Origin of the sequence: Streptomyces sp. NPDC126497, from assembly GCF_040302425.1 — a bacterium.
GTDB lineage: Bacteria > Actinomycetota > Actinomycetes > Streptomycetales > Streptomycetaceae > Streptomyces.
In genome coordinates, this window is sequence record NZ_JBEORT010000009.1 from 38,939 (window position 1) to 63,300 (window position 24,362).

Genomic DNA, 24,362 nt, shown 5'->3' on the forward strand with positions numbered 1-24,362 from the left:
GCGCACTCGACGACAAGTGGTCTTCAGGGATGGGGGCGTTCCAGTGAGCGGCAACGACGGTGGCGGGACGAGCGCTGCGAGTGCGGAGAAGCGCCCGAACGAGCTGCTCGCGTCATGGTTCGTCCGCAGCGGCTGGTCCAAGGGCGAGCTCGCCCGCCAGGTCAACCGCAGGGCACGCCGGCTGGGCGCCAACCACATCTCCACCGACACCTCGCGCGTGCGCCGCTGGCTGGACGGCGAGAACCCGCGCGAGCCGATCCCCGGAATCCTGTCCGAACTGTTCTCCGAACGCTTCGGCGTCGTCGTCTCCGTCGAGGACCTGGGCCTGCGCACCGCCCGTCCGGCACCCTCCGCGACCGGCGTCGACCTGCCCTGGACGGGTCCGCAGACCGTGGCCCTGCTCAGCGAGTTCTCGCGCAGCGACCTGATGCTGGCGCGGCGCGGCTTCCTCGGGAGCTCGCTGGCCCTCTCCGCGGGCCCGTCCCTCATCGAGCCCATGCAGCGCTGGCTCGTCCCCTCCCCGGCCGTCCCGCTGCCCCGGCCCGAGGCCGACCCGGCGTCCTCCTCCGCGCACGCCCGCGGCCGGCTCTCCGGGCCGGAGCTGGATCTGCTGGAGACCACCACCGTGATGTTCCGGCAGTGGGACGCCCAGTGCGGCGGCGGCCTGCGCCGCAAGGCGGTCGTCGGACAGCTGCACGAGGTGACCGACCTCCTCCAGGAGTCCCAGCCCGAGGCCACCACCCGGCGCCTGTTCAAGGTCGCCGCCGAACTCGCCGAACTGGCCGGCTGGATGTCGTACGACGTCGGGCTCCAGCCCACCGCGCAGAAGTACTTCGTGCTCGCCCTGCACGCCGCCAAGGAGGCCGGTGACCGGCCGCTCGGCTCGTACGTGCTGTCCAGCATGAGCCGGCAGATGATCCACCTCGGCCGGCCCGAGGACGCCCTGGAGCTGATCCACCTCGCGCAGTACGGCAGCCGGGACTGCGCGAGCCCGCGCACCCAGTCCATGCTGTATGCGATGGAGGCCCGCGCCTACGCCAACATGGGCCAGCCCGGCCGCTGCAAGCGGGCGGTGCGGATGGCCGAGGACACCTTCGCCGAGGCCGACGAGTGGGACGAGCCCGACCCCGACTGGATCCGCTTCTTCTCCGAGGCCGAGCTGTACGCGGAGAACTCCCACTCCTACCGTGACCTCGCCTACGTCGCCGGCCGCAGCCCCACCTACGCCTCGCTCGCCGAGCCGCTGATGCGGCGGGCCGTGGAACTGTTCGGCCGGGAGGGCGGCGAGCACCAGCGCTCCTACGCCCTCAACCTGATCGGCATGGCCACCGTCCACCTGCTGCAGAGCGAGCCCGAGCAGAGCGCGGTCCTCGCCACCGAGGCCATCAAGGCGGCCAAGAAGGTCCGTTCCGAGCGCGTCAACACTCGTATCCGAAAGACGGTCGACACCGCCGTACGCGACTTCGGGGACCTCGCCGACGTCGTCGAACTCGGCGAGCGGCTCGCGATCGAGCTGCCCGAGACCGCGGACGCGGTCTGACACCCCCGAGGTACCGCTAGACCCCGGCCGCGGCCGGCCCTCCCGAACTGCCCGACTCGGCTCCCCCATGCCAGGTCATTCGGAGGCCGTCCGCGGCCGGTCGTGCGTCTCCCCGGCCCCGGCTCACCGCCGCCCACCGAAGGTTGCGCCACGATAACGATCGGCGCTGCCCGGTTCCGGCGGTTCACCGACCCGTAACACGCCGGGTGCCTTCGTCACGGCGGCGAAACAACGAGGGGCCTCCACCGAAACGGCGCTGCGCGAATCTCATGGCGCATAACCGGCCCACCCCTCAATCCGCCCAAGGCTTCGCCCGCACGGGGCCGTACCAACGACGAGGAGACGCCGATGGCACCAGCCATCACCCTGGCCGCAGACGCGCCCACGCTGTCCGCCGCCAACACAGGGTTCATGCTCATCTGTTCCGCCCTGGTGATGCTCATGACCCCGGGTCTCGCCTTCTTCTACGGAGGCATGGTCCGCGTCAAGAGCACGCTGAACATGCTGATGATGAGCTTCATCAGCCTGGGGATCGTCACCGTCCTGTGGGTGCTGTACGGCTTCTCCATGGCGTTCGGCACCGACTCCGGCAGCCTCATCGGCTGGAACTCCGACTGGGTCGGCCTGAGCGACATCGGCCTGACCGAGCTCTGGGACGGCTACACCGTCCCGGTCTTCGTCTTCCTGGTCTTCCAGCTGATGTTCGCCGTCCTCACGCCCGCGCTGATCAGCGGAGCGCTCGCGGACCGGGTGAAGTTCACCGCGTGGGCGCTGTTCATCGCCCTGTGGGCCACCGTCGTCTACTTCCCGGTCGCGCACTGGGTCTGGGGCGCCGGCGGCTGGGCCTTCGAACTGGGCGTCATCGACTTCGCCGGCGGTACGGCGGTCCACATCAACGCCGGCGCCGCCGCGCTCGGTGTGATCCTGGTGATCGGCAAGCGGATCGGCTTCAAGAAGGACCCGATGCGCCCGCACAGTCTCCCGCTGGTCATGCTCGGCGCCGGTCTGCTGTGGTTCGGCTGGTTCGGCTTCAACGCCGGCTCCTGGCTCGGCAACGACGACGGCGTCGGCGCGCTGATGTTCGTCAACACCCAGGTCGCCACCGGCGCCGCCGTCCTCGGCTGGCTCGCCTACGAGAAGATCCGCCACGGCGCGTTCACCACGCTGGGCGCCGCCTCCGGCGCGGTCTCCGGTCTGGTCGCCATCACCCCGGCCGGCGGCGCGGTCTCCCCGCTCGGCGCGATCGCCGTCGGCGCCATCGCCGGCGTGCTCTGCGCCATGGCCGTCGGCCTGAAGTACAGGTTCGGCTACGACGACTCCCTCGACGTCGTCGGCGTCCACCTCGTCGGCGGCATCCTCGGCTCGCTCCTCATCGGCTTCTTCGCCACCGGCAAGGGCCAGTCCGACGTCGCCGGCCTCTTCTACGGCGGTGGCCTGGACCAGTTCTGGAAGCAGTGCGCCGGTGTCTTCGGCGTCCTCGCCTACTCCCTGGCCGTCTCCGCGGTCCTCGCCCTCCTCCTCGACAAGACGATCGGCATGCGAGTCTCCGAGGACGACGAGGTGGCCGGTATCGACCAGGCCGAGCACGCCGAGACCGCATACGACTTCAGCGGTGCCGGCGGCGGCGCGGCCCGCACCGCGGTCACCACCCCCGTCGCCCCGGCCGAGAGCAAGAAGGTGGACGCATGAAGCTCATCACCGCCGTCGTCAAGCCGCACCGGCTCGACGAGATCAAGGAGGCCCTGCAGGCCTTCGGAGTACACGGCCTGACCGTCACCGAGGCCAGCGGCTACGGCCGCCAGCGCGGCCACACCGAGGTCTACCGCGGCGCCGAGTACACCGTCGACCTGGTGCCCAAGATCCGCATCGAGGTGCTGGTCGAGGACGACGACGCCGAGCAGCTGATCGACGTCGTGGTCAAGGCGGCCCGCACCGGCAAGATCGGTGACGGCAAGGTCTGGTCGATCCCGGTCGAGACGGCCGTGCGGGTACGCACCGGCGAGCGCGGCCCGGACGCGCTCTGAGACACGAGGACGGGAGTCACCGGGTGACGCGTACGAACGTGACGGAAGAAGCAGAGGACTCGGGACCCGGCGGCTACGCGGCGGCCCGGCTGCGCCTCCTCACCGAGGGGGCGCGGTCCGGGCCGCCGCGCCGTACCGCCCTGGCGGACCTCACCGACGGCTGGCTCGGCGGGCTGTTCGCGGCGGGCGCTCAGGGGGCGCGCGGAGTGTCCCTGGTCGCCGTGGGCGGCTACGGGCGCGCGGAGCTGTCCCCGCGCAGCGACCTCGACCTCCTCCTGCTGCACGACGGCACCGACCCCGAGGCGGTCGCCGCCCTGGCGGACCGCCTCTGGTACCCCGTCTGGGACCTGGGGCTCGCCCTCGACCACTCCGTCCGCACCGCCGCCGAGGCCCGCAGGACCGCGGGCGAGGACCTGAAGGCGCAGCTCGGCCTGCTGGACGCCCGGCACGTCGCCGGCGACCTCGGCCTCACCACGTCGTTGCGCACGACGGTGCTCGCCGACTGGCGCAACCAGGCGCCGAAACGCCTCCCCGCCCTGCGGGAGCTGTGCGAGGAACGCGCCGAACGCCAGGGTGAACTGCAGTACCTCCTGGAGCCCGACCTCAAGGAGGCCCGCGGCGGGCTGCGCGACGCCACCGCCCTGCGCGCGGTGGCCGCCTCCTGGCTCGCCGACGCCCCGCGCGAGGGCCTCGCCGACGCCCGCCGCCGGCTCCTCGACGTACGGGACGCCCTGCACCTGACGACCGGACGCGCCACCGACCGGCTCGCGCTCCAGGAACAGGACCAGGTCGCGGCCGAGCTCGGCGTGCTCGACGCGGACGCGCTGCTGCGACAGGTCTACGAGGCCGCGCGGGCCATCGCCTACGCCGGCGACGTCACCTGGCGCGAAGTGGGACGCGTCCTGCGCTCCCGCGCGGCGCGGCCCCGGCTGCGCGCCGTCCTCGGCGGCGGGAAACCGGCGCCCGAGCGCTCCCCGCTGGCCGAGGGGGTCGTGGAACAGGACGGCGAGGTGGTGCTCGCCCGCGCCGCGCGCCCCGACCGCGACCCCGTGCTTCCGCTGCGCGCCGCGGCGGCCGCCGCCCAGGCCGGGCTCCCGCTCTCCCTGCACGCCGTACGGCGCATGGCGGCCGGCGCCCGCCCGCTGTCCGTGCCCTGGCCCGCCGAGGCCCGCGAACAACTCGTCACCCTGCTGGGCTCGGGGCGTCCCACCGTCGAGGTCTGGGAGGCGCTGGAGGCGGAGGGCCTGGTCAGCCTGCTGCTGCCGGACTGGGACCGGGTCCGCTGCCGTCCGCAGCGCAACGCCGTGCACCTGTGGACCGTCGACCGGCACCTCATCGAGACCGCCGTGCGCGCCGCCGCGTTCACCCGCCGCGTCAGCCGCCCCGACCTGCTGCTGGTCGCCGCGCTGCTGCACGACATCGGCAAGGGCTGGCCCGGCGACCACGCGGTGGCCGGCGAGGTCATCGCCAGGGACGTGGCCGCCCGCATCGGCTTCGACCACCGCGACGTCACCGTGATCGCCACCCTCGTACGCCACCACCTGCTGCTCGTCGAGACCGCCACCCGGCGCGACCTGGAGGACCCCGCCACCGTACGCGCGGTCGCCGACGCCGTCCGGGCCCAGGGCACCCTCGAACTGCTGCACGCCCTCACCGAGGCGGACGCCCTCGCCACCGGTCCGGCCGCCTGGTCGTCCTGGCGCGCCTCGCTCGTCGCCGACCTGGTCGAACGGGTCCGTGCCCTGCTGTCCGGGGACGCCCCGGACGGGCCCGAGGAAGCCGTGCCCACCGCGGAGCAGGAGCGCCTGGCGATCGAGGCCGTCGCCACGGGCGCACCGGTGCTGTCCCTGCGGGCCCGGGCCGAGCCGCCCACCGGGCCCCCCGGCGACCCCGAGCCGCTGGGCGTGGAGCTGCGCATCGCCGTACCCGACCAGGCGGGCGTGCTGCCCGCCGTGGCCGGGGTGCTCGCCGTGCACCGGCTGACCGTGCGCACGGCCGAGCTGCGGACCCTGGACCTCCCGGACGGCGTGGACGGCTCCGTACTGCTGCTGGACTGGCGGGTCGCCGCCGAGTACGGTTCCCTGCCCCAGGCCGCCCGGCTCCGCGCGGACCTCGTCCGGGCCCTCGACGGCACCCTGGACATCGCCGGCCGGCTCGCCGAACGGGACGCCGCCTACCCGCGCCGCCGGGGCGTGGTCGCCCCGCCGCCGCGCGTGACGGTCGCCCCGGCCGCCTCCCGGCACGCCACCGTGATGGAGGTCCGCGCGCAGGACGCGCCGGGTCTGCTGTTCCGGATCGGGCGGGCGCTGGAGGACGCGGCGGTACGGGTGCGGAGTGCGCATGTGAGCACGTTGGGGGCGAACGCGGTGGACGCCTTCTACGTCACCGGCTTCGACGGCACACCGCTCCCCACGGAGGAGGCGGTGGCGGTGGCGCGGAAACTGGAGGAGACGTTGAGAGCGTGACCTCGCGGTCGTTCCGCGCGTTGATCGGGTGTGGTCCCCGCCGCTGCGGGGGTGGTCCGGAGCGCGCCCGTGGCGCCGAGGTGTGCGATGCGTGGTCCCCGCCGAAGCGGGGTGTGCGTCCCCTCCACCGACATCGGTGGAGGGGACGATTTGCTTGCCGGTCCGGATACCCTGGAGGGCAGCCCGTACCGACTCCGACCCTGAGGACCGACGCCGCCGTGTTCGATACTCTCTCCGACCGCCTCAGCGCGACCTTCAAAAATCTCCGCGGAAAAGGCCGGCTGAGCGAAGCGGACATCGACGCCACGGCGCGTGAGATCCGCATCGCCCTCCTTGAAGCGGACGTGGCCCTGCCCGTCGTCCGAGCCTTCATCAAGAACGTGAAGGAAAGGTCGCTCGGCGCCGAGGTCTCCAAGGCGCTGAACCCGGCGCAGCAGGTGCTCAAGATCGTCAATGACGAGCTGGTCACCATCCTCGGCGGCGAGACCCGCCGCCTGCGCTTCGCCAAGCAGCCGCCGACCGTGATCATGCTGGCCGGTCTGCAGGGCGCCGGTAAGACCACCCTCGCGGGCAAGCTCGGCCGCTGGCTGAAGGAGCAGGGCCACTCGCCGGTGCTGGTCGCCGCAGACCTCCAGCGCCCCAACGCCGTCAACCAGCTGAGCGTCGTCGCCGAGCGCGCGGGCGTCGCCGTCTACGCGCCCGAGCCGGGCAACGGCGTGGGCGACCCGGTGAAGGTCGCCAAGGACTCCATCGACTTCGCGCGGACCAAGGTCCACGACATCGTGATCGTGGACACCGCCGGCCGCCTGGGCATCGACCAGGAGATGATGCAGCAGGCCGCGGACATCCGCGACGCCGTCTCCCCGGACGAGATCCTGTTCGTCGTCGACGCCATGATCGGTCAGGACGCCGTCAACACCGCCGAGGCGTTCCGCGACGGCGTCGGCTTCGACGGCGTGGTGCTCTCCAAGCTCGACGGCGACGCCCGTGGTGGTGCGGCCCTGTCGATCCGGCAGGTCACCGGCAAGCCGATCATGTTCGCGTCCAACGGTGAGAAGCTCGACGAGTTCGACGCCTTCCACCCGGACCGGATGGCCTCCCGCATCCTCGACATGGGTGACCTGCTCACCCTGATCGAGCAGGCGGAGAAGACGTTCAGTCAGGAAGAGGCCGAGAAGATGGCCTCCAAGCTGGCGTCGAAGAAGGGCCAGGACTTCACCCTGGACGACTTCCTGGCCCAGATGGAGCAGGTCCGGAAGATGGGCAGCATCTCCAAGCTGCTCGGCATGCTCCCCGGCATGGGTCAGATCAAGGACCAGATCAACAACCTCGACGAGCGGGACGTCGACCGCACCGCCGCGATCATCAAGTCGATGACCCCGGGCGAACGCCAGGACCCGACGATCATCAACGGCTCGCGCCGCGCCCGTATCGCCAAGGGTTCCGGTGTCGAGGTCAGCGCGGTGAAGAACCTGGTCGAGCGGTTCTTCGAGGCCCGCAAGATGATGTCCCGGATGGCTCAGGGCGGCGGCATGCCGGGGATGCCCGGGATGCCGGGCATGGGCGGCGGCCCGGGCCGGCAGAAGAAGAAGCAGAAGCAGGCCAAGGGCAAGCAGCGCTCCGGCAACCCGATGAAGCGCAGGCAGCAGGAGCAGGAGGAGGCCGCGCGCCGCGCCGCCGCCGCGGAGGGCGCGGGCGCCTTCGGACTGCCGCAGCAGGGTGGCAAGGACTTCGAACTGCCCGACGAGTTCAAGAAGTTCATGGGCTGAGAACCCGCCGTACGGCACCGGGGCGCCCCCTCGACGAGGGGGCGCCCCGGTGCCGTATCCGCCGTGTCTTCCCGTCCGCCGTGTCTCAGGGGACACGGGCGACGAGGTAGCGGAACACGTTCGGCATCCACACGGTCCCGTCCTGCCGCCGGTACGGGTGCAGGGCCTCCGCCAGCTCCTTGTCGACCTGCGCCTGGTCCGTGGCGGTGACCGCCGGGTCGAACAGCCCGGTCGACTTCAGGCCCCGCACCGCGCTGTCCGCGTCGGCGTAGCCGAACGGGCAGGCCACCCGCCCGGAGCCGTCCGGCCGCAGCCCCGCCCGCGCGGCGACCCGTTCCAGGTCGTCGCGGTCCGGGGGACGCCAGGCGCCCGTGCCGCCGCGCGGCGGCTCCGCCGGCTCGGTGGCCACCCGGAGCACGGACGCCGTGGCGCACCGCTCCGGCGGACCCCAGCCGGTCAGCACCACGGCCGCTCCGCGCCCGGCGAGCGGCACCGCCTCGGCGAGCAGATCGCCCAGCCGCTCCGCGTCGCCCGCGAGGCAGCCGATCGGCTCGAAGGCGGTCACCACGGTGTACGCGTCGGTGCGGGCGGCCTGGGCGGGCGGGCCGTGCACGATCCGGTGGTCACCGCGCGCGCGTGGCGCCCGCTGCTCGTCGGGCAGCAACCGCTCCCGAGCGAGGGCCAGCCGGTCGGCGCAGGTGTCGACGCCGGTGACCGCGGCACCGCGCGAGGCCGCCAACAGCAGGGCCAGTCCCGATCCGCAGCCGAGGCCGAGCAGCCGTGTCGTGGGACCCACGTCCAGTCGCTCGTGGACGGCCTCGTAGAGCGGTACGAGCATCCGCTCCTGGATCTCGGACCAGTCACGCGCGCGTGCACGCGGGGCCACACGGGGGACGGCCCCCGTGCGGGGCAGGTGCTGCCGCACGAGCGTAGGTGTCATAGGTAAGCGCCCCAATCAGCCGAGAGTTGCCGCAGTGCCCGATTCCCTGGCCCCCGTGCAGTGCGCCCCGCACACCCCCCGTATGCCAGGAAACTCCGCCCTCGTCGTGTCGTCCAGTGGAATGCGGCGGCGGCTTGGCGGCCGCCCGTGCCGGGGGCAGGAATTCACCTGCCGGTCACCCCGGCCCGTCCGGTCCGCCGTGGCGCAGGCGCCCGCACGCCGGTTCCGGTCAAGGCCGACGGAACCGGGAGCGGCTTGTGGCGGGGCGGTGCGCGATCGCGCGGGCGGACCCGGTAACGTCGCGCCCGTGGCGTGTCCGCCGAGCCGGACGCCGTGTCCCCGCGAGAGCGGCCGAAACGTCTCTTGCGCATCCACGGATCTCACGCGCACCGGCGCGTGGAGACCGCTTACGCGCCGGGGCGTACGTCAGCCTACGCACCACCTTGAGGCGAGCTGCGTGGCTTCTCCGCAGATCAGCGCACCCGTACTCGTCAGGACACATCAGCGGCAACTGACGGGTACGTGCAAATTATTTGGGATGCCCCGGAATCGGAACACAGGGGCACCCCGGCTCGTTGTCATTACGTGAGCACGACACAGACACCACCTGTTCTCGCCGCAGAACTGGCGCAGGCGTGGGCCGACATCCAGCGGTACCACCCCGAGCTGCCCGATCTTGCCGCGCCCGAGTCCCTGATCGGAGAGTCGTCGTCCGCGTGCGGGCACGAACTCTCCTTCGAGCGACTGCTGCACGAGGCAGTCCACGGCGTCGCCGCCGCGCGCGGCGTGCGCGACACGTCCCGAGCCGGCCGCTACCACAACCGCAGGTTCCTCGCGATCGCCGAGGAGCTGGGCCTGGACCATCCCGAGGAACCGCACCCCAGCAGCGGTTTCTCGCTGGTCACGCTCACTCCGGAGGCGAAGCGCCGCTACCGGCCGACGACGGAGCGCCTCCAGCGGGCCCTGAAGGCCCACTCCGCGGCGACCGCGGGCGACACCGCCCGCAGCTTCCGCGGGCCTGCCGCCCGGCACGGCTCCTCCGGGGGCGGCGTCCGCGTCAAGGCCGTCTGCGACTGCGGCCGCAACGTCCGTGTCGTCCCCTCGGTCCTCGCCCAGGCCCCCATCGTCTGCGGCGGCTGCGGCAAGCCCTTCCGGATCCCGGACGTGGTGGCGGCCGCGAGCTGACGGCCCCGGCATCTCGTGGATGCCGGGACCACCCGCCGTCCCGCCGCCCCCGCGGAGTCGCGCCTCCCCCAGGGCCCGGAAGGGCCTGGGAGGCACCCCGGGCGGGCGACGGGGGTGCCTCCGCTCGAGCGGAGCCGGGAGCGGGGGAGGCGCCCGGTGGGCGCCGGGCGGCCCACCCGCCGTGCGGTCGCCGGGACGCCGGGCGCCCCCTCGGCGCGCCCGCTTTCACGCGCCCCCTCGGTGAAGCGCGCCGCGCGGGGTGTGGCACAATGGCTAGCTGTACTCGACAGTCGCACAGGACCCCTCTCTCCTCCGGCTGACGCGTCCATCGGGCACTCGGGTACCGCAACCCCACGCGGCATTCCTCGCCGTGCCCAACCACGTCAAATTCAGGAGAACCCACTCCCGTGGCAGTCAAGATCAAGCTGAAGCGTCTGGGCAAGATCCGTTCGCCTCACTACCGCATCGTCGTCGCCGACTCCCGTACCCGCCGTGACGGCCGGGCCATCGAGGAGATCGGCAAGTACCACCCGACGTACAACCCGTCGGTGATGGAGGTCGACGCCGAGCGCGTGGCGTACTGGCTCGGTGTCGGCGCGCAGCCGACCGAGCCCGTGCTCGCCATCCTGAAGAAGACCGGCGACTGGCAGAAGTTCAAGGGCGAGCCCGCCCCGGCTCCGCTGCTCGAGCCCGCCGAGAAGTCGGCCCGTCCGTCCTTCGAGGCGCTCGGTGGCGACGACGAGGGCAAGGGTGAGGCGATCACCCAGAAGAAGAAGGCTGAGAAGAAGGACGAGGCTTCGGCCGAGTCCGCGTCGACCGAGGCCTGAGCATGCTCGAGGAGGCTCTCGAGCACCTCGTGAAGGGCATCGTCGACAACCCTGACGATGTGCAGGTCGCCTCGCGCGACCTGCGTCGCGGGCGTGTGCTCGAGGTCCGGGTCCACCCGGACGACCTCGGCAAGGTGATCGGCCGCAACGGCCGCACCGCGCGCGCCCTGCGCACCGTCGTGGGCGCCATCGGCGGCCGCGGTGTCCGCGTCGACCTCGTCGACGTGGACCACGTCCGCTGACGCCGAACGCAGCACCGGCTCGGGCCGGGGAAGGCCACTGGGCCGTCCCCGGCCCGCAGTCGTATGAGCCGTGAGTGGCTCGTCGCAGTTCGACAGGAGATCAAGCACCGTGCAGCTGGTAGTCGCTCGCATCGGCCGTGCCCACGGCATCAAGGGCGAGGTCACCGTGGAGGTCCGCACCGACGAACCGGAGCTGAGGCTCGGGCCCGGCGCCGTCCTGACCACCGACCCCGCCTCCGTCGGGCCGCTCACCATCGAGACCGGCCGCGTGCACAGCGGCCGCCTCCTGCTGCGCTTCGAGGGCGTCCGCGACCGCAACGGCGCCGAGGCCCTGCGCAACACCCTCCTCATCGCGGACGTCGACCCGGACGAGCGGCCCGAGGACGAGGACGAGTACTACGACCACCAGCTGATCGACCTCGACGTCGTCACGGAGGACGGCGAACAGGTGGGCCGCATCACCGAGATCTCGCACCTGCCCAGCCAGGACCTCTTCGTGGTCGAGCGCCCCGACGGCACCGAGGTGTACGTGCCGTTCGTCGAGGAGATCGTCACCGAGATCGACCTGGAGGAGCAGCGCGCGGTCATCGCCCCGCCGCCCGGCCTGATCGACGACCGCGCCGAGGTCGCCTCCGCGCGGGACGCCGCCGGGGACGAGGCGTAATGCGGCTCGACGTCGTCACGATCTTCCCCGAGTACCTGGAACCGCTGAGCGTCTCCCTCGTCGGCAAGGCACGCGCGCGCGGTCAGCTGAACGTGCACGTGCACGACCTGCGTGACTGGACCTACGACCGCCACAACACCGTCGACGACACCCCGTACGGCGGCGGCCCCGGCATGGTCATGAAGACCGAGCCCTGGGGGGACGCGCTCGACTCGGTCCTGGCCGACGGCTACGAGACCGGCTCCGGCGCGCCGGCCCTGATCGTCCCCACCCCCAGCGGCCGTCCCTTCACCCAGGAACTCGCCGTCCACCTCTCCGAGCGCCCCTGGCTGATCTTCACCCCGGCCCGCTACGAGGGCATCGACCGTCGCGTCATCGACGAGTACGCCACCCGGATGCCCGTGTACGAGGTGTCCATCGGGGACTACGTGCTGGCCGGCGGCGAGGCGGCCGTCCTCGTCGTCACCGAGGCCGTGGCACGGCTGCTCCCCGGCGTCCTCGGCAACGCCGAGTCGCACCGCGACGACTCCTTCGCACCCGGCGCCATGGCCAACCTCCTGGAGGGCCCCGTCTACACCAAGCCGCCGCAATGGCGCGAACGGGGGATCCCGGACGTGCTGCTCAGCGGTCATCACGGGAAGATCGCCCGCTGGCGGCGCGACGAGGCCCTGCGCCGCACCACCGCCCACCGGCCCGACCTCATCGAGCGCTGCGATCCCCGGGCCTTCGACAAGAAGGACCGCGAGATGCTGTCCATCCTGGGCTGGGCACCGGACCCCGCCGGGGAGCCGTACGGCCGATTTTGGCGCAGGACCGACGGCGTGGAACAATAGGCCGCTGTTGTGCGTGGTCCGGCGTGCGCCCCTGCCGCAGGGGGACACGACGCCCGCCCCGAACCGCACGGCATCGGTCCCAGCCTCTAGTTGCCGTTGATGACCTGCGGCATCAGCGAAGAAAGCAGACGAAATGTCTCACCTGCTCGACTCCGTCGACTCCGCGTCGCTGCGCAGCGACATCCCCGCCTTCCGTCCCGGTGACACCGTGAACGTCCACGTGCGGGTCATCGAGGGCAACCGCTCCCGTGTGCAGCAGTTCAAGGGCGTGGTCATCCGCCGCCAGGGTGCCGGCGTGCGCGAGACCTTCACGGTCCGCAAGGTCTCCTTCTCCGTCGGCGTCGAGCGCACCTTCCCGGTGCACACCCCGATCGTGGAGAAGATCGAGCTCGTCACCAGGGGTGACGTCCGTCGCGCCAAGCTGTACTACCTGCGCGAGCTGCGCGGCAAGGCGGCGAAGATCAAGGAGAAGCGCGAGAACTGAGCGCTTTACCGGCGTCATATCGGGGCCGGATAGCATCTGGCCCCGATGGACACCGAAGCACAGCCGACGGAGCGCGACCGCTCCCTCCCCCCGGCCGGACCCGAGGACACCTCGGGGACGGCGGGGCCGGAGGGGCGGTCGCGTTCCGCGTTGCTGCCGCGCCTCGCCTCCTGGCTGCCCGGCGGGCGGATCACCCTGACCCTGCTGCTCTGCCTGGTGTTCCTGCTGGCGGTGAACACGTTCGTGGCACGGCCGTTCCAGATTCCCAGCGGATCGATGGAACCCGGATTGAGGGTCGGGGACCGCGTGCTCGTGAACAAGGTGGCATACCGCTTCGGCGCCGGGCCGCAGCGCGGGGACGTGGTCGTGTTCGACGGCACCGGGTACTTCGGTGAGGCCGACTACATCAAACGGGTCGCCGGAGTGGGCGGGGACCACGTGGTCTGCTGCGACGGGGAGGGGAGGATCCGGGTGAACGGCCGGTCGGTCGACGAGTCGGGCTTCCTGTTCCCCGGCGACAGCCCCTCCACGGTCCCCTTCGACGTCGTCGTGCCCGACGGGCGCCTGTTCGTCCTGGGGGACCACCGCAGCAACTCCAGCGACTCCCGCGACCACCTCGGCTCGCCGGGCGGCGGCATGATCCCGGTCGACGGCGTCATCGGCCGCGCCGACGGCATCGTCTGGCCCCTCGGCCACGCCACCCGGCTGCACCGGCCCGACGCCTACGCGCGCGTGCCCGCCCCGGGGACGGACACGGCGGAGGGCGGCCATGGGTAACCGCGGCAAGCCCCGCGGTGTCCCGGAGAGCGCCGCGGAGAACCTGCTGCCCACCGGCTCCCGTCGCGCGGCCGGGGCGTCCACGGGACGCTCCCGGGCCGAGCGGCGCAAGCTCCAGCGCAAGGTCAGGAGACGCCGCAGGCGCAGCGCCGTCAAGGAGATCCCCCTCCTCGTGGGGGTCGCCGTCGTGATAGCGCTGGTGCTGAAGACGTTCCTCGTCCAGGCCTTCGTCATCCCCTCCGGCTCCATGGAGCAGACGATCCGGATCGGTGACCGGGTGCTGGTCGACAAGCTCACTCCCTGGTTCGGCTCCCGGCCGCAGCGCGGGGACGTCGTCGTGTTCAAGGACCCCGGCGGCTGGCTCCAGGACGAGCGGGCCGCGCCGAAGAAGGACGACCCCGTCGGGATCAAGCAGATCAAGGAGGGGCTCACCTTCATCGGACTGCTGCCGTCCGAGAACGAGAAGGACCTCATCAAACGGGTCGTCGGGGTCGGCGGCGACCGCGTCCAGTGCTGCGACAAGCAGGGCCGGGTCACCGTCAACGGCGTTCCCCTGGACGAGGACTACCTGTACCCGGGCAACGCCCCCTCCACGACGCCGTTCGACGTCACCGTGCCCGAGGGGCGGCTCTGGGTGATGGGCGACCACCGGGCGAACTCCGCCGACTCCCGCTCCCACCAGGACACCGACTACGGCGGCACGGTCTCCGAGGACGAGGTGGTGGGCCGGGCCGTGGTCATCGCCTGGCCGCTCGGCCACTGGAGCACGCTGGAGGAGCCGACGACCTACGCCTCCGTGTCGGACTCGGCGCCGGGGTCGACCGCTGCCGGTCCGCTGTCGCATAGGGTTGCCCCGGACGGTCCCGACGGAATGGTCCGGCTCCCGAGCCCTGCGGAACTCCCGCTCGTTATGGGAGTGGTGGGCCTGCGCCGGGCATGGCGCGGGCGGCGGCAGAGAGTGAGGAGTTGGCGTGGGGGATGCGGCGGTTGGCGCACGGTCCGGGCGCGAGGGCGAGGAGCACCGCGGGCGTCCCGCGGAAGCGGCCTATCCGGCTGACGGCTCCGCGACCCCCGGGAAGGCCTCCCCGGCGGGTGACGGTGACGGACCCGGGGACGGGCAGCCCCCCACGGCGCAGGGCGGTCCGGGCGACGGCACCCCCCAGGCGAAGCAGCCCCGCTCCTTCTGGAAGGAGCTGCCGATCCTGATCGGCATCGCGCTGGTGCTGGCGCTGCTGATCAAGACGTTCCTGGTGCAGGCGTTCTCCATCCCCTCCGACTCCATGCAGAACACCCTCCAGCAGGGTGACCGGGTGCTGGTCGACAAGCTCACCCCCTGGTTCGGCTCCGAGCCCGAGCGCGGTGAGGTCGTCGTCTTCCACGACCCTGACAACTGGCTGGCGGGCGAGCCGACGCCCGACCCGAACCCCCTGCAGAAAGTCCTCAGCTGGGTCGGTCTGATGCCGTCCGCGGAGGAGAAGGACCTGATCAAGCGGGTCATCGGGGTCGGCGGTGACACGGTCGAGTGCAAGGGCACCGGCCCGCTGAAGGTCAACGGCAAGGTGCTGAGCGAGCCGTACGTGTATCCCGGCAACACGCCGTGCAGCCAGGACGACCAGGGCGGCCAGTTCAAGGTCAAGGTTCCCGAGGACCACATCTGGGTCATGGGCGACCACCGGCAGAACTCCCGGGACTCGCGCTACAACCAGGCCGACGAGAACCACGGCATGGTCCCCGTGGACGAGGTCGTCGGCCGCGCCGTCGTGATCGCCTGGCCGGTCAACCGCTGGACCAACCTGCCCGTCCCGGCCACCTTCGACCAGCCCGGCCTGGCCGCCGGGTCGCCGTCCGCCGCGGTCCTGGCGGCCGCGCCCCAGGGACTCGCGCTCGCGGGCGCGGTGCCGCTGGTGCTCTGGCGGCGCCGGCGGCAGGGTGACGGAGAGGGCCGCCGGGAGGGCTGACCCGCTCCGGTACCGCCGGGTAGGGTGCCGCCCATGAGTGGTCAGAGCACGACGCGTACGGTTCCCGGCGTCGGCGGCCCGGGCCCCGCCCGAGCGGGCGGCCGGACCGGGCAGCTGCTGTCCGGGCTGGCCGTGGCCCTGGGGCTGGTGCTGTTCCTCGGCGGATTCGTCTGGGGAGCGGTGCTGTACCGGCCGTACACCGTGCCCACCTCCTCGATGGCGCCGACGATCGACGCCGGTGACCGGGTGCTGGCCCAGCGCGTCGACGGGAGCGAGGTCCGACGCGGTGACGTCGTCGTCTTCGAGGACGCGACGTGGTCGAACGTCCCCGTGGTGAAGCGGGTGGTCGCCGTCGGCGGTGACACGGTCTCCTGCTGCCGGAACGGCAGGCTGGAGGTCAACGGCGAGGAGATCGACGAACCGTACCTCGCCGGGGGCAAGGCCGCCGAGTTCGGCGGCATCCCGGAGGTGACCGTGCCGAAGGGACGGCTGTTCCTGCTCGGCGACGAGCGCTCCGGGTCGCTGGACTCCACGGCCCATCTGACCGACGCCGCCGGCGGCACGGTCTCCCGCGGCGCGGTCCGGGCCAGGGTCGACGCCGTGGTCTGGCCGATGGACGGCATGCTCCGGGCGCCCACCGGCTTCGAGGAGCTCGGTGCGCTCTCCTCTCCGGGGCCGCTGCGGACCGTCGTCGTCGCGGTGGTCGCCGGCGCCGTGCTCGTCCTCGGCGGGGCCGCGTACGGCCCCCTGGCCAAGCGGACGGGAGCGTCCCGGGCCCGGGCGAACGCGGGGACCGCCGGTGCCCGCTGAGCCGGCACCGGCGGCCGGGGACCCCCGCGCGGGCGGACCGCGCCGGGTCGCCCGGGTCGTCCTGCTCGATCCCCGGGACCGCATCCTGCTGCTGCACGGCCACGAACCGGACGACCCGGCCGACGACTGGTGGTTCACGCCCGGCGGCGGGGTGGAGGGCGACGAGACCCGTGAACAGGCCGCCCTGCGGGAACTCGCCGAGGAGACCGGCATCACCGGGGTCGAGCTCGGTCCCGTGCTGTGGCGGCGGAGGTGCTCCTTCCCGTTCGCCGGCCGCCGCTGGGACCAGGACGAGTGGTACTACCTCGCCCGCACCACCCGGACGGCGACGGCGCCCACGGCGCTGACCGAGCTGGAGCGGCGCAGCGTCGTCGGAGCGCGCTGGTGGACGTGCCCGGAACTCGCACGGACCCGTGAGACGGTGTATCCGACCAGACTCGCCGGGCTGCTGCGCACGCTGCTCGACGAAGGTCCCCCGGCCGGGCCCGTGACCCTGGACACCGAAATCGTCCGGTGATCCCCGGGACTGGCGCACAATGGTGGGATCGCACGGCTGAAGGGGAACATGCCATGAGCGCCGAGGACCTCGAGAAGTACGAGACCGAGATGGAGCTCAAGCTCTACCGGGAGTACCGCGATGTCGTCGGTCTGTTCAAATACGTGATCGAGACCGAGCGGCGCTTCTATCTGACCAACGCCTACGAGATGCAGGTCCATTCGGTCCAGGGTGAGGTGTTCTTCGAGGTGTCGATGGCGGATGCCTGGGTGTGGGACATGTATCGGCCGGCCCGGTTCGTGAAGCAGGTGCGCGTTCTCACGTTCAAGGACGTGAACATCGAGGAGCTCAACAAGAGCGATCTGGAGCTGCCGGGCGGATGACCGCGGAGCGCGGGGTGACACGGGTGGGTGACGGAGTTGTCCACACCCCCTGAGTTCTGCACCGAGATCCACTTCTCGGGGCAGGATGCGTGACCGTTGGCGCCGGAGGTGGTGCCGACATGAACGCACAGCGCGCACGCAGCGCACTCGGCAGGTACGGCGAGACACTGGCCGCGCGGCGGCTGGCCCAGGCGGGGATGACGGTCCTGCAGCGCAACTGGCGCTGCGGCAGGACCGGCGAGATCGACATCGTGGCCCGTGACGGGGACGCCCTGGTCGTCTGCGAGGTGAAGACCCGCAGGGCGGGCTCCTTCCAGCACCCCATGGAAGCGGTCACGCCGGCCAAGGCCGACCGCCTGCGGGGCCTCGCCGAACGCTGGCTCCAGGAACACGGGGGAGCGCCGCCCGGCGGAGTCCGCATCGACCTGGTCGGCGTGGTGCTGCCGGCCCGCGGGGCACCCGTCGTCGAGCACGTCCGGGGGGTGGCCTGACATGGGGTTCGCGCGTACGTGCTCGGTGACGCTGGTGGGCGTCGAGGGCGTGGTCGTGGAGGTCCAGGCCGACCTGGAGCCCGGGGTCGCGGCCTTCACGCTGGTGGGACTGCCGGACAAGAGCCTGACGGAGAGCAGGGACCGGGTCAGGGCCGCCGTGGTGAACTCCGGTGGCGAGTGGCCGCAGAAGAAGCTCACCGTGGGACTCAGCCCGGCGTCGGTCCCGAAGGCCGGCAGCGGGTTCGACCTGGCGGTCGCCTGTGCCGTGCTCGGCGCCGCCGAACGGATCGATCCACGGGTGCTCGGCGGCATCGTCATGATCGGCGAGCTGGGCCTGGACGGCCGGGTGCGGCCGGTGCGCGGCATCCTGCCGGCGGTGCTGGCCGCGGCCGACGCGGGATACGAACAGGTCGTGGTGCCCGAGTGCGCCGCCGCCGAGGCCTCGCTGGTGCCGGGCGTGTCCGTCCTGGGCATCCGCAGCCTGCGCCAGTTGATCGCGGTGCTCACCGACGAGCCCGTGCCGCAGGAGGACGCGGAGGAGCAGGCGGGTCCCGACCCGCTGCTGGCGGGGCTGCGGGCCCCGGGCACCGGGGCCGACACCGGGATGCACGGTGCCGGCGCGGCCCCCTGCGACCAGGGGCACGACCTCGCGGACGTCGTGGGCCAGCTCTCGGCGCGGACGGCGGTGGCGGTGGCCGCGGCGGGCGGACACCACCTTTTCCTGGAGGGACCGCCTGGCGCGGGCAAGACCATGCTCGCGGAACGACTGCCGTCGGTCCTGCCGCCGCTGGACCGGCAGGCCTCGCTCGAGGTGACGGCCGTGCACTCGGTGGCGGGACTGCTGCCCCCGGACAAACCCCTGATCGACACCGCCCCCTACTGCGCCCCGCACCACTCGGCCACCATGCAGGCACTCGTCGGCGGCGGCCCCGGGACGGCCCGGCCGGGAGCGGTGTCCCTGTCGCACCGGGGCGTGCTCTTCCTGGACGAGACCCCGGAGTTCAGCAGCCGGGCCCTGGACGCCCTGCGCCAGCCGCTGGAGTCCGGCCACGTGGTCATCGCGCGCAGCGCGGGCGTCGTGCGCTTCCCGGCGCGCTTCCTGATGGTGCTCGCCGCCAACCCGTGTCCCTGCGGGCGCTTCTCGCGGACGCACGAGCAGTGCGACTGCCCGCCCTCGGCGATCCGCCGTTATCAGGCCCGGTTGTCCGGACCGCTGCTCGACCGGGTCGACCTGCGGGTCGAGGTGGACCGCGTCACACGCGGCGAACTGACGGCGGGCGGCGCCCGGGGCGAGACCACCGCCACCGTCGCCGACCGGGTGCGGGCGGCACGGGATCGCGCCGCGGCACGGCTCGCGGGCACCCCGTGGCGGACCAACGGCGAGGTTCCCGGACGGGAGCTGCGCAACCGCTGGCACGCCGCCCCCGGCGCCATGGACGACGCCGAGCGGAGTCTGGAACGGGGCGTGCTCACCGCCCGGGGACTCGACCGGGTCCTGCGGGTCGCCTGGACCGTCGCCGACCTGGCCGGCCACGACCGGCCCGACGCCTCGGACGTCGCCCTCGCCCTGCAACTGCGCACCGGCGTCCCGCGCGGCGTGCCCATGACCATCGGGGCGGCCGTATGAGCGCCGTGGGCGGCCCCGACGCCGAACTGCTCGGCCGGGTCTTCCTCACCCGGGTCCTCGAACCCGGTGACGAGGCCGGCGGGCGCTGGGTGCGGGAACTGGGCGTGGACGCCGTGGTGCGGCGGCTGCGGGAACGAGGGGACCCGCTGCCGGGAGTGAGCCGCAGACGGTGGGCCGGCCTGCTGGCCCGGGCCGAGCGGGCCGAACCGCGCGAGGACCTCGCCGTCGCGCGGGACGCCGGGGTGCGCTTCGTGGGCCCGGGCAGCCCGCAGTGGCCCGGTCAGCTCGACGACCTGGGCGACGCCCGGCCCCTCGGGCTGTGGGTGCGCGGGGGAGCGGACCTGCGGATGTGGGCGCTGCGCTCGGTCGCCGTCGTCGGCGCCCGCGCCTGCACCGAGTACGGCGCGCACATGGCCGCCACCCTCTCCGCGGGCCTCGCCGAACGCGGCTGGATCGTGGTCTCCGGCGGTGCCTACGGGATCGACGGCGCCGCCCACCGCGGCGTCCTCGGCGCGGGCGGCGCCACCGTCGCCGTCCTCGCCTGCGGAGTCGACCGGCCCTACCCGCGCGGACACGCCGGGCTGATCGGCAGGATCGCGGAACAGGGCCTGGTCATCGGCGAGTTGCCGCCCGGTGACCACCCGACACAGAGCAGATTCATCCTCCGCAACAGGGTGATCGCCGCGCTCACCCGGGGCACCGTCGTGGTCGAGGCCGCCCACCGCAGCGGCTCCCTGGTGACCGCCCGCGCGGCCCGGCGGCTGGGACGCCACACGATGGGAGTGCCGGGGCCGGCCACCAGCGGGCTCTCCGCCGGAGTGCACGAACTGCTGCGGCAGGACGCGGTACTGGTCACCGATGCCGCCGAGGTCGTCGAACTGGTCGGCGCCATGGGCGAACTCGCGCCGGAGCGCCGGGGGCCGGTGCTGCCGCGGGACCTGCTCGGCCCGGCCGTACGGCAGGTGCTCGCCGCGCTGCCGGGGCGCGGCACGGCCCGGCCCGGGGAGATCGCGCTCGCCGCGCAGACCACCCCGGACGACGCGATCGCGAGACTGTACGAACTGCGAGCACTTGGCTACGTCGAACGACACGGCGACGGCTGGAAGTTGACGCGCCAGGCGATGATCTCCGTCCGGGACGGCCCCGGGCCTCGCTGACGCAGCGTGTTCGGCCGTCCGGGGGAACCTCGACACCCCTTGGAATTCACGTCAGTTGGGTCACCCCGTCGATCACACAGAGCGACGGTCGTGCCCCGGTGGAGCGGCCCCCGGAACGAATCTGCGCACGGCCTCGCTCCCCTCTTCGCACACCGCGACGCCGCAGTCACGCTACGCTCACGAGGATCCGACACGGACAGGCAAGGACAGGCACCCAGACATCGGACAGACGGCGCACCCAGGCAGCACCGGTCCACGGCAGAACGGCACAAGGCGACGAATGCCCCAGCACACCTCCGGGTCCGACCGGGCGGCGATCCCCCCAGCCGCCCGTGACGGTGGCAGCGTGCGGCCGCCCGCTCCCTCGACGCTCGACGAGCTGTGGCGGTCGTACAAGGCGACGGGGGACGAGCGGCTGCGGGAGCAGCTGATCCTGCACTACTCGCCGCTGGTGAAGTACGTCGCCGGCCGGGTCAGCGTGGGACTGCCGTCCAACGTCGACCAGGCGGACTTCGTCTCCTCCGGGGTTTTCGGGCTGATCGACGCGATCGAGAAGTTCGACGTCGACCGGGAGATCAAGTTCGAGACCTATGCGATCACCCGCATCCGGGGCGCGATGATCGACGAGCTGCGGGCGCTGGACTGGATCCCGCGCTCGGTGCGGCAGAAGGCGCGCAACGTGGAGCGCGCCTACGCCACGCTGGAGGCACGGCTGCGGCGCACGCCCTCCGAGAGCGAGGTCGCCGGCGAGCTGGGCATCGCCGTGGACGAGCTGCACGCGGTTTTCAGCCAGCTGTCGCTGGCGAACGTCGTCGCGCTGGAGGAGCTGCTGCACGTCGGCGGCGAGGGCGGCGACCGGCTGAGCCTGATGGACACCCTGGAGGACACCACCGCCGACAACCCGGTGGAGGTGGCCGAGGACCGGGAGCTGCGGAGGTTCCTGGCGCGGGCCATCAACACGCTCCCGGAGCGGGAGAAGACCGTGGTCACCCTGTACTACTACGAGGGGCTCACCCTCGCCGAGATCGGCAACGTGCTGGGCGTGACCGAGAGCCGGGTCAGCCAGATCCACACCAAGTCGGTGCTGCAGCTGCGCGCGAAGCTGGCGGGTTTCGGCCGCTGAGCCCGGCGGGCGCGGAGCCGGCCGATCCCCTGGCCGCCACGGGCGGGGCGTCCGTAAAGTGGACGACGTGCCAAGGATTCGAGCGGCCTCCGTGGCCGAGCACCGGTCGATGCAGCGAGCCGCCCTGCTGGACGCGGCACGCTCCCTGCTGTCCGAGGGCGGTACGGAGGCGCTGACCTTCCCGGCCCTCGCCGAGCGCACCGGTCTCGCGCGTTCGTCCGTGTACGAGTACTTCCGCTCGCGGGCCGCCGTCGTCGAGGAGCTGTGCGAGGTCGACTTCCCGGTCTGGGCGGCGGAGGTCGAGGCGGCGATGGCCGCCGCCGACGGCGCCGAGGCCAAGGTCGAGGCGTACGTCCGCACACAGCTGGAACTGGTGGGGGACCGGCGGCACCGGGCCGTGGTCGCGATCTCCGCGAGCGAGCTCGACGCCGGGGCCCGGGAGAAGATCCGCGCCGCGCACGGCGGACTCGTCGCGATGATCGTCGAGGCCCTGGCCGGCCTGGGCCACGCCGAGCCCCGCCTCGCGGCGATGCTGCTCCAGGGTGTGGTCGACGCGGCCGTGCGCCGCATCGAGCTGGGCGCGGCGGAACACCCGGACGCGATCACCGAAGCGGCGGTCTCGATGGCCCTCGGGGGGGTACGGGGCTGACGCGCCCCCGTGTCCCGGGCCTCACCCCGGCACTGGTACGCCCAGCACCGGCAGCAGCCTCGGCGGGTCCCTCCGCAGCAGCCACGGAGGCAGCAGGGCGAGCGGGTCCAGGTAGCGGCCGCCCCTCAGCAGGCCCCAGTGGACGCAGGGGGCCGTGCAGTGGGAACCCGCGGGTTCCACCGTGCCGACCACCTCGCCCGCCGTCACCTCGTCGTCCTCGGCCACCGACGCGCGGACCGGTTCGTAGGTGGTGCGCAGCGGGGGGTCGCCCGTACCGGTCAGCTCCACCGAGACCACGCCCTTCCCGGCCACCCGGCCGGCGAAGGAGACCCGTCCCGCCGCCACCGCCCGTACCGGCGTCCCCGGTGCCGCCACGAGGTCCACGCCCCGGTGCCCGCGCCCGTACGCCGTCACCGGCGGCTCCCAGCCGCGCAGCACCCGTGGCCGTGATCCCACCGGCCACGTCCTCCCGACGGCCGGCGTCCCGGTGTCCTCTCCCGCCGGCGCCGGCGTCCCCGGAGCCCCCGCCCCCGCCGTCGCCGCCGTCGGGCCCGACGGCGGCGGGGCCGACAGCGCCGCCAGGGCCAGGACCACCGGAAGGACCAACCGCGCACACGCCCTCGTGAATGCACTCTTTCGCATGCCGCGCAGCCTTCCGGACGGCCGAGACCACCGCCCGGACCTGGGGACCACCGGCCGTTTGTGGACAACGGCGTCACCCGGCGCCCCGTGGGTCCCGTACACTTCTGATGGCGATCCGGGCCACCGGGTCGACTTCGCACGCCCCGACATCAGGAACGGCCACGGCCGGACCCCGGATGTCAGCGCCCCTCGGTCCTTCGTGGCAACGGCGCGTCGCGGGCGTCAGGCGCGGGAGCCGTCCGGCATCCGCGGCACAACCGAGACATTCAAGGAGATACGGCCATGGCCGTCGTCACGATGCGGGAGCTGCTGGAGAGCGGCGTCCACTTCGGTCACCAGACCCGTCGCTGGAACCCGAAGATGAAGCGCTTCATCTTCACCGAGCGCAACGGCATCTACATCATCGACCTGCTCCAGTCGCTGTCGTACATCGACCGCGCCTACGAGTTCGTCAAGGAGACCGTCGCCCACGGCGGCACGGTCATGTTCGTCGGCACGAAGAAGCAGGCGCAGGAGGCCATCGCGGAGCAGGCCTCCCGGGTCGGCATGCCCTACGTCAACCAGCGCTGGCTGGGCGGCATGCTCACCAACTTCTCGACCGTCTACAAGCGTCTGCAGCGCCTCAAGGAGCTCGAGCAGATCGACTTCGAGGACGTGGCCGCCTCCGGCCTCACCAAGAAGGAGCTGCTGGTCCTCTCCCGCGAGAAGGCCAAGCTGGAGAAGACCCTCGGCGGTATCCGCGAGATGCAGAAGGTGCCCAGCGCCGTCTGGATCGTGGACACCAAGAAGGAGCACATCGCGGTCGGCGAGGCCCGGAAGCTCAACATCCCGGTCGTCGCCATCCTCGACACCAACTGCGACCCCGACGAGGTCGACTACAAGATCCCGGGCAACGACGACGCGATCCGCTCCGTCACCCTGCTCACCCGCGTGATCGCCGACGCCGTCGCCGAGGGCCTGATGGCCCGCTCCGGTGTCGCCACCGAGGGCAAGGGCGAGAAGGCCGCCGGCGAGCCGCTGGCCGAGTGGGAGCGCGACCTGCTCGCGGGCGAGAAGAAGACCGAGGAGGCCGCCCCGGCCGAGGCCGAGGCCGAGGCCGAGAAGCCGGCCGAGGCCCCCGCCGCCGAGGCCCCGGCTGCCGAGGCCGCCCCGGCCGCCGAGGCCGAGCAGGCCTGACCGCCCCGTCAGAGCCGATGACGGCGGGAGCGGTGGCAACCACATCCGCTCCCGCCGTTCACCCGTAGGTCAGTGGCGAGTCGGAGGCCTGCCTCAGTCA

Annotated in this window: 25 protein-coding genes; 23 read left to right on the forward strand and 2 right to left on the reverse strand. The window is 72.7% G+C overall.

The genetic code is table 11. The features are described from left to right. Window positions 1–43 precede the first annotated feature (43 nt). The 5 genes from nsdA (at window position 44) to ffh (ending at window position 7,798) form a co-directional block, all read left to right on the forward strand. Entirely contained in the window at window positions 44–1,540 is a 1,497-nt protein-coding gene (nsdA, locus tag ABTY20_RS07455; RefSeq protein ID WP_351996013.1) for a transcriptional repressor NsdA, read from the forward strand. 348 nt (window positions 1,541–1,888) lie between these two features. Next, a complete protein-coding gene (locus ABTY20_RS07460; RefSeq protein ID WP_351996014.1) occupies window positions 1,889–3,229 on the forward strand; it encodes an ammonium transporter in 1,341 nt (446 codons plus the stop codon). Continuing rightward, window positions 3,226–3,564 (forward strand): P-II family nitrogen regulator, encoded by a 339-nt coding sequence (locus ABTY20_RS07465; protein ID WP_030231663.1) that lies wholly within the window; start codon window positions 3,226–3,228, stop codon window positions 3,562–3,564. The genes ABTY20_RS07460 and ABTY20_RS07465 overlap by 4 nt, the downstream gene beginning before the upstream one ends. A gap of 23 nt (window positions 3,565–3,587) precedes the next feature. Next, a complete protein-coding gene (locus ABTY20_RS07470) occupies window positions 3,588–6,029 on the forward strand; it encodes a [protein-PII] uridylyltransferase (RefSeq protein WP_351996015.1) in 2,442 nt (813 codons plus the stop codon). A 218-nt stretch (window positions 6,030–6,247) separates the two neighbouring features. Then, window positions 6,248–7,798 carry a signal recognition particle protein gene (ffh, locus tag ABTY20_RS07475; RefSeq protein ID WP_351996016.1) on the forward strand — a complete coding sequence of 517 codons (1,551 nt, stop codon included), beginning with the start codon at window positions 6,248–6,250 and terminating at the stop codon, window positions 7,796–7,798. Window positions 7,799–7,883: 85 nt separating this feature from the next. On the opposite strand, the gene ABTY20_RS07480 is transcribed toward ffh, so the two are convergent. Then, entirely contained in the window at window positions 7,884–8,738 is an 855-nt protein-coding gene (locus ABTY20_RS07480; protein WP_351996017.1) for a methyltransferase domain-containing protein, read from the reverse strand. 585 nt (window positions 8,739–9,323) lie between these two features. Here ABTY20_RS07480 and ABTY20_RS07485 point away from each other — a divergent pair. From ABTY20_RS07485 to ABTY20_RS07565, 17 genes are all read left to right on the forward strand, one after another. Continuing rightward, window positions 9,324–9,923 carry a hypothetical protein gene (locus tag ABTY20_RS07485; protein WP_030824797.1) on the forward strand — a complete coding sequence of 200 codons (600 nt, stop codon included), beginning with the start codon at window positions 9,324–9,326 and terminating at the stop codon, window positions 9,921–9,923. A gap of 407 nt (window positions 9,924–10,330) precedes the next feature. Further along, window positions 10,331–10,750 carry a 30S ribosomal protein S16 gene (rpsP, locus tag ABTY20_RS07490; protein ID WP_351996018.1) on the forward strand — a complete coding sequence of 140 codons (420 nt, stop codon included), beginning with the start codon at window positions 10,331–10,333 and terminating at the stop codon, window positions 10,748–10,750. Between the two features lie 2 nt (window positions 10,751–10,752). After that, window positions 10,753–10,992, forward strand: a complete 240-nt coding sequence (locus ABTY20_RS07495) for an RNA-binding protein (protein WP_005479813.1) — start codon at window positions 10,753–10,755, stop codon at window positions 10,990–10,992. A 109-nt stretch (window positions 10,993–11,101) separates the two neighbouring features. Next, on the forward strand, window positions 11,102–11,656 hold the full coding sequence (gene rimM, locus ABTY20_RS07500) for a ribosome maturation factor RimM (RefSeq protein WP_351996019.1): 555 nt from the start codon (window positions 11,102–11,104) through the stop codon (window positions 11,654–11,656). Beyond that, entirely contained in the window at window positions 11,656–12,489 is an 834-nt protein-coding gene (gene trmD, locus ABTY20_RS07505; RefSeq protein WP_351996020.1) for a tRNA (guanosine(37)-N1)-methyltransferase TrmD, read from the forward strand. Before rimM ends, trmD begins: the two co-directional genes overlap by 1 nt. Before the next feature lie 133 nt (window positions 12,490–12,622). Further along, window positions 12,623–12,973 carry a 50S ribosomal protein L19 gene (gene rplS / locus ABTY20_RS07510; protein WP_053848457.1) on the forward strand — a complete coding sequence of 117 codons (351 nt, stop codon included), beginning with the start codon at window positions 12,623–12,625 and terminating at the stop codon, window positions 12,971–12,973. 45 nt (window positions 12,974–13,018) lie between these two features. Continuing rightward, complete coding sequence (gene lepB / locus ABTY20_RS07515; RefSeq protein WP_351996021.1) at window positions 13,019–13,750, forward strand: signal peptidase I; 732 nt, start codon at window positions 13,019–13,021, stop codon at window positions 13,748–13,750. Beyond that, window positions 13,743–14,807, forward strand: a complete 1,065-nt coding sequence (gene lepB, locus ABTY20_RS07520) for a signal peptidase I (RefSeq protein ID WP_351996022.1) — start codon at window positions 13,743–13,745, stop codon at window positions 14,805–14,807. The genes lepB (ABTY20_RS07515) and lepB (ABTY20_RS07520) overlap by 8 nt, the downstream gene beginning before the upstream one ends. Further along, window positions 14,722–15,708 (forward strand): signal peptidase I, encoded by a 987-nt coding sequence (gene lepB / locus ABTY20_RS07525; protein ID WP_351996023.1) that lies wholly within the window; start codon window positions 14,722–14,724, stop codon window positions 15,706–15,708. Before lepB (ABTY20_RS07520) ends, lepB (ABTY20_RS07525) begins: the two co-directional genes overlap by 86 nt. Before the next feature lie 33 nt (window positions 15,709–15,741). After that, entirely contained in the window at window positions 15,742–16,518 is a 777-nt protein-coding gene (lepB, locus tag ABTY20_RS07530; RefSeq protein ID WP_351996024.1) for a signal peptidase I, read from the forward strand. Then, complete coding sequence (locus ABTY20_RS07535) at window positions 16,508–17,035, forward strand: NUDIX hydrolase (RefSeq protein ID WP_351996025.1); 528 nt, start codon at window positions 16,508–16,510, stop codon at window positions 17,033–17,035. The genes lepB (ABTY20_RS07530) and ABTY20_RS07535 overlap by 11 nt, the downstream gene beginning before the upstream one ends. Before the next feature lie 53 nt (window positions 17,036–17,088). Continuing rightward, entirely contained in the window at window positions 17,089–17,397 is a 309-nt protein-coding gene (locus ABTY20_RS07540) for a DUF2469 domain-containing protein (RefSeq protein ID WP_351996026.1), read from the forward strand. Between the two features lie 89 nt (window positions 17,398–17,486). After that, window positions 17,487–17,888: a YraN family protein gene (locus ABTY20_RS07545; RefSeq protein ID WP_351996027.1), complete on the forward strand. Its 402-nt coding sequence runs from the start codon at window positions 17,487–17,489 to the stop codon at window positions 17,886–17,888. A gap of 1 nt (window position 17,889) precedes the next feature. Then, window positions 17,890–19,515: a YifB family Mg chelatase-like AAA ATPase gene (locus ABTY20_RS07550; RefSeq protein WP_351996028.1), complete on the forward strand. Its 1,626-nt coding sequence runs from the start codon at window positions 17,890–17,892 to the stop codon at window positions 19,513–19,515. Beyond that, window positions 19,512–20,672, forward strand: a complete 1,161-nt coding sequence (gene dprA, locus ABTY20_RS07555; protein ID WP_351996029.1) for a DNA-processing protein DprA — start codon at window positions 19,512–19,514, stop codon at window positions 20,670–20,672. Before ABTY20_RS07550 ends, dprA begins: the two co-directional genes overlap by 4 nt. Before the next feature lie 280 nt (window positions 20,673–20,952). Then, entirely contained in the window at window positions 20,953–21,795 is an 843-nt protein-coding gene (whiG, locus tag ABTY20_RS07560) for an RNA polymerase sigma factor WhiG (RefSeq protein ID WP_351996030.1), read from the forward strand. A 91-nt stretch (window positions 21,796–21,886) separates the two neighbouring features. Then, on the forward strand, window positions 21,887–22,444 hold the full coding sequence (locus ABTY20_RS07565) for a TetR/AcrR family transcriptional regulator (RefSeq protein WP_351996080.1): 558 nt from the start codon (window positions 21,887–21,889) through the stop codon (window positions 22,442–22,444). A 21-nt stretch (window positions 22,445–22,465) separates the two neighbouring features. Here the strand turns inward: ABTY20_RS07565 and ABTY20_RS07570 are convergent, their stop codons facing one another. Continuing rightward, entirely contained in the window at window positions 22,466–23,086 is a 621-nt protein-coding gene (locus ABTY20_RS07570; protein ID WP_351996031.1) for a M23 family metallopeptidase, read from the reverse strand. A gap of 282 nt (window positions 23,087–23,368) precedes the next feature. On the opposite strand from ABTY20_RS07570, the gene rpsB reads away from it, so the two are divergent. Then, window positions 23,369–24,262 (forward strand): 30S ribosomal protein S2, encoded by an 894-nt coding sequence (rpsB, locus tag ABTY20_RS07575; RefSeq protein ID WP_351996032.1) that lies wholly within the window; start codon window positions 23,369–23,371, stop codon window positions 24,260–24,262. The last annotated feature ends 100 nt before the right edge of the window (window positions 24,263–24,362 follow it).